This window comes from Phytobacter sp. RSE-02 (assembly GCF_040578655.1).
GTDB classification, from domain to species: Bacteria; Pseudomonadota; Gammaproteobacteria; order Enterobacterales; family Enterobacteriaceae; genus Phytobacter; species Phytobacter diazotrophicus.
In genome coordinates, this window is record NZ_JBEULY010000022.1 from 34,861 (window position 1) to 43,887 (window position 9,027).

Here is a 9,027-nt window from a genome sequence, read left to right on the forward strand (position 1 = left end):
CAGTGCTACGCATTGAGCATTATTAATTAATAAGGAGTCGCAAATGAAACATTCACTCTGGTTAGGTGCACTTTTGTTCATCGGCTCGGCATCTGCTTATGCCGCACCGGATTCCTGCGAAAGAGTAAAAAGCGATATACAACAACGCATTATAAATAACGGCGTACCAGAAACAGACTTTACGCTTACCATCGAACCCAACGATCAAAATAGCGCGTCGGGTGCCCAGGTTGTGGGCCATTGTAGTAACGATAACTGGAAAATCCTTTATACCCGCACCCGTGGTAGCGCGAATGCACAAGCGGGGGAAATAACGCCGCAAGAGAGTGGCAAACCCGTCGCACAATAAATTCATTTCCCTACAAAAATAATGGGGATTAGTCCTCTTCTTGATCCCCATTAAGGTCCCTCTGGCTCTTATTAAGTAGCATCACTCTCATCGTTAGCCTGCTCGTAATTTCGACGGGTAATATTTTTCTATTATAAGCTATAACGGAGTGAGCTATGTCCATTGTTGAGAGCGGTGGCGGGATCAGCCGCCGAACACTCGTGAAATCCACTGCGCTGGGTTCGCTGGCGCTGGCGGCAGGCAGTTTTTCTCTGCCTTTTGGCATGCGGAACGCTGCTGCTGCGGTTCAAAGCGCCCTGCAACCCGCAGAGGATAAAGTCGTATGGGGCGCCTGCTCCGTCAACTGTGGTAGTCGCTGTGCGTTGCGTTCACACGTACGCGATAACGAGGTCTACTGGGTCGAAACAGACAATACCGGGGAGGATGTTTACGGAAATCACCAGGTTCGCGCCTGCCTGCGTGGGCGTTCCATCCGCCGTCGTATCAACCACCCGGATCGCCTGAACTACCCCATGAAACGCGTGGGTAAACGTGGCGAAGGGAAATTCGAACGTATCTCCTGGGATGAAGCACTTGATACTATCGCAGGCAGCCTGAAAGGGATTGTGGAAAAATACGGTAACGAGGCGGTGTACATTAACTACTCCTCCGGTATCGTCGGCGGCAACATCACCCGTTCTTCCCCTTCAGCCTCTATTATTGCCCGCCTGATGGCCATTTACGGCGGCTTCCTCGGCCAGTACGGCACTTACAGTACGGCGCAGATCGCCTATGCGATGCCTTACACCTACGGATCCAACGAAGGCAACAGTACGTCAGACATCGAAAACACCAAACTGGTGGTGATGTTTGGCAACAATCCGGCTGAAACCCGTATGAGCGGCGGCGGCATTACTTATTTTCTGGAACAGGCGCGCGAACGCTCCAATGCGCGCATGATCGTCATCGACCCACGTTATACCGATACCGCTGCCGGGCGCGAAGATGAGTGGATCCCCATACGTCCGGGCACCGATGCCGCACTGGTTGCCGGTATCGCCTGGGTATTGATTAACGAAAACATGGTCGATCAGCCATTCCTGGACAAATACTGCGTCGGGTATGACGAGAAAACCCTGCCAGCGGGCGCGCCAGCCAATGGTCATTACAAAGCCTATATTCTGGGCCAGGGCGACGACGGCATTGCCAAAACGCCGCAATGGGCTTCTGCCGTGACCGGCATCCCGGTCGACCGCATTGTGAAACTGGCGCGTGAGATTGGTCAAACCAAACCCGCCTGTATTTGCCAGGGCTGGGGTCCGCAGCGTCAGGCAAATGGCGAATTAACCGCCCGCGCTATCGCGATGCTGCCCATTCTGACCGGTAACGTCGGTATCAACGGCGGGAACAGCGGCGCGCGTGAGTCCACCTATACCATTACCATTGAACGCATGCCGATGCCGGAAAACCCGGTAAAAACCAAAATTTCCTGCTTTAGCTGGACCGATGCCATTGAGCGCGGCGCAGAGATGACCGCCCTGCGTGACGGTGTTCAGGGTAAAGACAAACTCGACGTCCCGATCAAATTTATCTGGAACTATGCCGGTAACACCATCACCAACCAGCATGGCGACATCAACCATACCCATGACGTTTTACAGGACGACAAGAAATGCGAAATGATTGTCGTCATTGAGAATTTCATGACCTCATCGGCGATGTACGCGGATATCCTGCTGCCCGATTTAATGACCGTTGAGCAGGAAGATATCATCCCGAATGATTACGCCGGCAACATGGGTTATCTGATCTTTATCCAGCCGGTTACCGCACCGAAATTCGAGCGTAAGCCGATTTACTGGATAACCAGCGAAATTGCCAGACGCCTGGGGCCGGATATTTACCAGAAATTCACAGAAGGGCGTACACAGGAAGAGTGGCTTAAGTACCTTTACGCCAAAATGCTGGCAAAAGATCCCCAACTGCCCTCCTATGAAGAGCTGAAAAAAATGGGGATTTACAAGCGTAAAGACCCCGCCGGGCACTATGTAGCCTATAAAAAATTTCGCGACGATCCGCAGGCTAATCCGCTGAAAACGCCCTCTGGCAAAATTGAAATCTACTCCAGCAGCCTGGCCAGAATTGCCAATACCTGGGAGATACCAGAAGGGGAAGTGATCAGTCCGTTACCGGTTTATGCCTCGACGCCAGAAGGCTGGGACGATCCGGCGCGTAATAAATATCCGCTACAGATGTTTGGTTTTCATTACAAATCCAGGACGCACTCCAGCTACGGCAATATCGATATCCTTGAGGCCGCCTGCCGCCAGGAGGTGTGGATCAACCCGATTGATGCGCAAAAACGCGGCATCGTCAGTGGGGATATGGTCAGGGTGTTCAACGGACGCGGCGAAGTACGCATAGCCGCTAAAGTCACTCCGCGCATCATGCCGGGAGTGAGCGCCATGGGCCAGGGGGCCTGGCACAACGCCGATATGCAAGGCGATCGCGTTGACCATGGTGGCTGCGTGAACACGCTGACCACCCATCGTCCGTCACCGCTGGCGAAAGGTAACCCGCAGCACACCAATCTGGTCGAAATCGAAAAGGTTTAAGGAGTAGCCGATGACCACACAATATGGATTTTATATCGACTCCGCACGCTGCACCGGCTGTAAAACCTGTGAGCTGGCGTGTAAGGATTACAAGAACTTAACCCCGGATGTTAGCTTCCGCCGCATTTACGAATACGCGGGGGGAGACTGGCAGGAAGATAACGGCGTCTGGCACCAGAACGTTTTCGCCTATTACCTCTCCATCGCCTGTAACCACTGCGAGGATCCGGCCTGTACCAAAGTCTGCCCCAGCGGGGCGATGCACAAACGCGAAGATGGCTTTGTGGTAGTGGACGAAGATATCTGCATCGGCTGTCGTTACTGCCATATGGCCTGCCCGTACGGTGCGCCGCAGTTCAACACCGAAAAAGGCCATATGACCAAATGCGACGGCTGCTACAGTCGTGTTGCCGAGGGCCATAAGCCGATTTGCGTGGAATCCTGCCCGCTGCGTGCGCTGGACTTCGGTCCCATTGAAGATCTGCGTAAAAAATACGGTGAGCTGGCGGCAGTCGCCCCGCTCCCGGCGTCGCACTTCACCAGGCCGTGCATCGTGATTAAACCTAACGCCAACAGCCGCCCGACAGGGGATACCACCGGCTATCTGGCAAACCCGCGGGAGGTGTGAGATGGGTAACGGATGGCATGAATGGCCGCTGGTACTGTTCACGGTATTAGGGCAATGCGTGGCAGGTGGCCTTATCGTCACCGGGATGGGCTGGATGGCGGCGAAAAACGATGCGCCCGGACAGCAGCGAATTACGCGGAGCATGTTCTTTCTTTGGGTGTTAATGGGCATCGGCTTTATCGCCTCTATGATGCACCTTGGTTCGCCGATGCGCGCACTGAACTCACTCAACCGGATGGGCGCCTCTGCGTTAAGTAACGAAATCGCCGCAGGCTCGATTTTCTTCGCCGTAGGCGGCTTCTGGTGGCTGGTGACGGTGCTGGGTAAAATGCCGGCTGCGCTGGGCAAAATCTGGCTGGTGGTCAGCATGGTGCTGGGCGTAGTATTTGTCTGGGCTATGAGTCGTGTCTATCAGATTGATACGGTACCCACCTGGCATAACGGATATACCACCGCCGGGTTCTTCCTCACGATGCTACTCGGCGGCCCGCTACTGGCGGCACTGCTGCTGCGTCTGGCACACGTCACTTTCAATGGCGCGACCTTAGCCTCGCTGAGCGTGGTGGCGCTGCTGGCAAGCCTCGGTCTGGTGATTCTGCAAGGGATGAGCCTTGCCGGGATCCACAGTTCCGTACAGCAGGCCAGCATGCTGGTGCCAGCCTGGAGTGAAATGCAGGTCTGGCGTATGGTCCTGCTGGCCGCAGGTCTCGGCTGTTGGCTCTGTCCGTTGATCATGCGAAAACAGCCACGTGCTGTCAGCCTGCTTGCCGGTGTCATACTGGTGGTTGCAGGCGAACTGGTGGGGCGCGGTCTGTTCTATGGGTTACATATGACTGTCGGTATGGCGGTTGCAGGTTAAGCAGAGATTCAGGGAACGTAATGACTGACACTTTTTACACAGCCGATTTCGCCTTTTCGGCACGCATTCTGGGGGCGCTGTTTTACTACCCGCCGGAAAGTGAACAGACGCAGGCGCTGATCGCCGCATTCCGCCAGGGGGAATGGCAAACCCAATGGCCGCTGGCGCCGGAGGCGTTGGCCCCGCTCGTGCCGTTATTTTGCGCAGAAAGCAAGGAAACGATTCCTGAGGCCTGGCAACGGCTATTTATCGGCCCGTGGGCCCTGCCTGCGCCGCCCTGGGGATCCGTCTGGCTGGATAAAGAAAGCGTACTCTTTGGCGACTCCACGCTGGAGCTTCGCCAGTGGATGCGTGACAACCACATCGTCTGGGAGGCCAGTCAGAATGAGCCGGAAGATCATTTTGGCACCCTGTTGATGCTGGCGGCCTGGCTTGTTGAGAATCAGCGCTACGCCACCTGTGATGAGCTGCTTGCCTGGCATCTTCTGCCCTGGGCCGGACGCTTTCTTGAGATTTTTGTAGCGGAAGCCCGTCACCCATTCTGGCAGGCGGCGGGCAGGCTTGCCCGGTTAACACTTAGCGACTGGCAGAGCCATTTATTAATGCCGGTTGCCCAAAAAGCGTTATCGCGTTAATCCCTGCCAATGCGCCCTTACGGTGACAACGTCACTTTAAGGGCGCATTTTTAAGACAATTCTTTAGTTACCCTCTTAGCCGTTATCTCATCAGCGATAGCGTAAATCCTCCGCAAAATCCGCAGGTTAAAAGATTCGCGCCAAACTGGAATCCTTCCCAGGTGCTTGCTATAGCTCAAATACCCTGCCGAACATGGCATAACAACACGCAACTCTCCGTTGCCATAACGCATGCACACAGGGAGACACACTGCAATGCACACTTCCGCACTCTCACGCGCCCTGCTGTTTACCGCGGCTATCGCCGCCGTACTGGCGCTCCTGGTTTGGGGTATTGGTCTGGATACAATTAGAGCCCGCCAGGTGGATTTGGTCTATCTCGGGCAACAACACTTGATACTGGTGTTCAGCTCTATGTTCTTTGCTCTGCTGATTGGTATTCCCAGCGGGATTGCGCTTAGCCGCCCGGCTGCGCGCGGTGTCGCAGAATACGTGATGCAGATTTTTAACGTCGGTAACACGCTGCCACCGCTGGCCGTACTCGCGCTGGCGATGGTCATCATCGGGATTGGTGATAAACCCGCCATTATTGCCCTTTTCCTGGCCTCACTGCTGCCCATTGTGCGTAACACCTATGCGGGGCTCTGCTCGGTTCCGGCATCGCTGCTGGAAGCCGCGAACGGTATCGGTATGACCAAATGGCAACGGCTGTATCAGGTGGAGTTGCCCAATGCACTGCCGGTGATCCTCTCCGGGGTGCGTATCGCCACGGCCATCAACGTGGGCACCGCGCCGCTGGCCTTTTTAATCGGCGCCAGCAGTTATGGCGAGCTGATCTTCCCGGGCATCTATCTGAACGATTTCCCGACCCTGATTCTGGGTGCGGCGGCAACCGCGCTGTTTGCCCTGATTCTGGATACGCTGCTGGCGGCGCTTGGGCGTTTTTTGAGCCCTCACTCAGCCTGAACCAGATAATAAGAAAAGGAATCCCTATGAGACTGACTTCACGCCTGTTGGGGCTGTTGAGTGCCACGCTGCTTTTTACGGCAAGCGTGCACGCCGCCCCACTGATTCTGGCGACCAAAAGCTTTACTGAGCAGCATATTCTCTCGGCCCTGACGGTGCAGTATCTGCAAAAGAAAGGGTTTCAGGTGCAGCCGCAAACCAACATTGCCACGGTGATTTCCCGTAATGCGATGATCAATAAACAGGTTGATATGACGTGGGAATATACCGGCACCTCGCTGATTATCTTCAATCATATTAAAGAGCGTATGACGCCGGAACAGTCTTACGAAACGGTAAAACGGCTGGATGCAAAACATGGCCTGGTGTGGTTAAAACCTGCCGATATGAACAATACCTACGCCTTTGCGATGCAGCGTAAACGCGCCGAGGCCGAGCATATCAATACCATGTCGGACATGGTGGCGAAGATTGAGCAGATTCGAAAAACCGATCCTAAACATAACTGGATGCTGGGGCTGGATCTCGAATTCTCCGGGCGTAGCGACGGCATGAAACCCTTCCAGCAGGCCTATAACCTTGAGCTGGACAGGCCGCAAATCCGTCAGATGGACCCCGGACTGGTCTATAACGCCGTCCGTGATGGCTTCGTCGATGCCGGTCTGGTCTACACGACGGATGGCCGGGTAAAAGGCTTCGATTTGAAAGTGCTGAAAGACGATAAAGGCTTCTTCCCCAGCTATGCCGTAACGCCGGTGGTGCGTAAAGACACGCTGGAGGCCAATCCGGGGCTGGAAGAGGCGCTTAATACGCTTTCTGGTCTGCTCAACAACGACGTCATCATGACGCTCAACGCAAAAGTCGATATTGACCATCAGACGCCACAGCAGGTGGCGCACGACTTCCTGCGTGAGAAAGGTCTGCTGTAAGGAGCGCCTATGGATACGATTCACTACATAATGGATAACTGGAGCTATCTGGCAATGCTCACCTTCCAGCACCTCTGGCTGGTGCTGCTTGCAGTCGGTCTGGCAATTGTGACGGGTGTGCCACTGGGGATCCTTATCGTAAGGCATAAATGGCTGGCAACGCCCGTGCTGGGGCTGGCAACGATTGTGCTGACCATCCCGTCGATTGCCTTATTCGGCCTGATGATCCCGCTATTTTCGCTGATCGGCCAGGGGATTGGCGCCCTGCCCGCGATCACCGCCGTATTCCTCTACTCCTTACTGCCGATTGTGCGTAATACCCATACGGCGCTGGACAGTCTGCCTCCCGGCCTGCGGGAAGCCGGGCGCGGCATTGGCATGACCTTCTGGCAACGTCTGCGCTGGGTAGAGATTCCCATGGCGCTGCCGGTGATTTTCGGCGGCATCCGTACTGCGGTGGTGATGAATATTGGCGTTATGGCCATTGCGGCGGTCATTGGCGCAGGCGGCCTGGGGCTACTGTTGCTCAATGGTATCGGCGGCAGCGATATCCGCATGTTGATTGCCGGGGCGCTGATGATCTGTTTACTGGCCATTGTGCTCGACTGGTTACTGCATCGCTTGCAGGTGGTTCTGACACCGAAGGGGATTCGATAATGATAAAACTGGAAAATTTAACTAAACAATTCACCCAGAAAAACGGCCAGACCGTGAAGGCCGTCGACAATATCAACCTGCACGTGCCGCAAGGTGAAATGTGCGTACTGTTGGGCCCGTCCGGCTGCGGCAAAACGACCACGCTTAAGATGATTAACCGCCTGATTATGCCCAGCAGCGGTAAGATCCTGGTCAATGACAAAGATACCAGCGACATGGATACTGTCAGCCTGCGTCGTAATCTGGGCTATGTTATCCAGCAGATCGGTCTGTTTCCCAATATGACCATCGAAGAGAACATTACCGTGGTGCCGCGCATGCTGGGCTGGGATAAAGACCGCTGTAAGCGTCGTGCCGAAGAGTTAATGGATATGGTGGCGCTGGATGCGAAAAAATTTCTTCACCGCTACCCGCGTGAGATGTCCGGCGGTCAGCAGCAGCGTATCGGGGTGATTCGCGCACTGGCGGCGGATCCACCGGTCCTGCTGATGGATGAACCGTTCGGCGCGGTCGATCCCATTAACCGCGAAGTTATCCAGAATCAGTTTCTGGAGATGCAGCGCACGCTGAAAAAGACCGTCATGCTGGTCAGCCACGATATAGATGAAGCGTTAAAGCTGGGGGACCGGATTGCGGTGTTCCGCCAGGGGCGTATTGTGCAGTGCGCCAGCCCGGATGAGCTGCTGGCCAAACCGGCGAACGAGTTTGTCGGCTCTTTTGTCGGCCAGGACCGTACATTGAAACGTCTGCTGCTGGTTTCCGCAGGCGATGTCACCGACCAACAGCCAACGCTGACGGTACGTGAGTCGACGGCGGCTCAGGAAGCGTTCGCGATGATGGACGATAACGATATTCGCGCGATTACCGTGGTGGATGGCGACGGTAAACCGCTGGGTTTTGTGAAGCGTCGCGAAGCGCGTGGCGCGCAGGGCGATTGCGCCGGACTGCTGCATCCGTTCCGAATCACCGGCAAAGCTGAGGATAATCTGCGCGTGGTACTGTCGAAGTTGTATGAGAGTAATACCAGTTGGATGCCGATTGTTGATGAAGCCGGGCGCTACAACGGGGAGATTTCACAGGATTATATTGCAGATTATTTAAGCTCCGGCAAAACACGCCGGGTGCTAAATATTCACAGCGATGCCTGATCCCGGCTGGCGCTTCGCTTAGCCGGGTTACGTATGTGCCGCACCGAACGTGTAGCTACTGTGAATGTCTTCAACATAAGGGGAACGGAACCCACCACCTGAGCCGCATATTCCCCTCACCCAACCCTCTCCCCGGGGGCTGAGGAATCCCCAGTAATCTTACGTTTTACAGCGACAACGCCGCTTAATAAGAATAAAACAGTGACAGCGATGACAGGGTCCGGCTGAAAATCGATGAGGCGTTGGCGGCTGACCGGGGCCG

The 9,027-nt window shown here is 55.1% G+C and carries 9 protein-coding genes; all 9 read left to right on the top strand.

Translation table 11 applies throughout. The annotated features are described in order from the left end of the window. Positions 1-43 precede the first annotated feature (43 nt). Positions 44-349: a DUF1161 domain-containing protein gene (locus tag ABU190_RS25250; RefSeq protein ID WP_354692706.1), complete on the top strand. Its 306-nt coding sequence runs from the start codon at positions 44-46 to the stop codon at positions 347-349. A 155-nt stretch (positions 350-504) separates the two neighbouring features. Then, entirely contained in the window at positions 505-2,943 is a 2,439-nt protein-coding gene (gene ynfE, locus ABU190_RS25255; RefSeq protein WP_354692707.1) for a selenate/tellurate reductase subunit YnfE, read from the top strand. A gap of 10 nt (positions 2,944-2,953) precedes the next feature. Beyond that, a complete protein-coding gene (locus ABU190_RS25260; RefSeq protein ID WP_354692708.1) occupies positions 2,954-3,571 on the top strand; it encodes a DMSO/selenate family reductase complex B subunit in 618 nt (205 codons plus the stop codon). Position 3,572: 1 nt separating this feature from the next. Next, positions 3,573-4,430, top strand: a complete 858-nt coding sequence (locus ABU190_RS25265; RefSeq protein WP_354692709.1) for a dimethyl sulfoxide reductase anchor subunit family protein — start codon at positions 3,573-3,575, stop codon at positions 4,428-4,430. Positions 4,431-4,450: 20 nt separating this feature from the next. Beyond that, positions 4,451-5,065, top strand: a complete 615-nt coding sequence (gene dmsD / locus ABU190_RS25270; RefSeq protein WP_354692710.1) for a Tat proofreading chaperone DmsD — start codon at positions 4,451-4,453, stop codon at positions 5,063-5,065. A gap of 255 nt (positions 5,066-5,320) precedes the next feature. Then, a complete protein-coding gene (gene osmY, locus ABU190_RS25275; protein ID WP_354692711.1) occupies positions 5,321-6,031 on the top strand; it encodes an osmoprotectant ABC transporter permease OsmY in 711 nt (236 codons plus the stop codon). 26 nt (positions 6,032-6,057) lie between these two features. Then, positions 6,058-6,960 (top strand): osmoprotectant ABC transporter substrate-binding protein OsmX, encoded by a 903-nt coding sequence (gene osmX, locus ABU190_RS25280; RefSeq protein WP_071195528.1) that lies wholly within the window; start codon positions 6,058-6,060, stop codon positions 6,958-6,960. Between the two features lie 9 nt (positions 6,961-6,969). Then, a complete protein-coding gene (gene osmW / locus ABU190_RS25285) occupies positions 6,970-7,617 on the top strand; it encodes an osmoprotectant ABC transporter permease OsmW (protein ID WP_354692712.1) in 648 nt (215 codons plus the stop codon). Continuing rightward, the gene (gene osmV / locus ABU190_RS25290) at positions 7,617-8,765 is read left to right on the top strand and encodes an osmoprotectant ABC transporter ATP-binding protein OsmV (protein WP_039078847.1); all 1,149 of its coding nucleotides are present in this window, start codon (positions 7,617-7,619) and stop codon (positions 8,763-8,765) included. The genes osmW and osmV overlap by 1 nt, the downstream gene beginning before the upstream one ends. Positions 8,766-9,027: the final 262 nt, after the last annotated feature.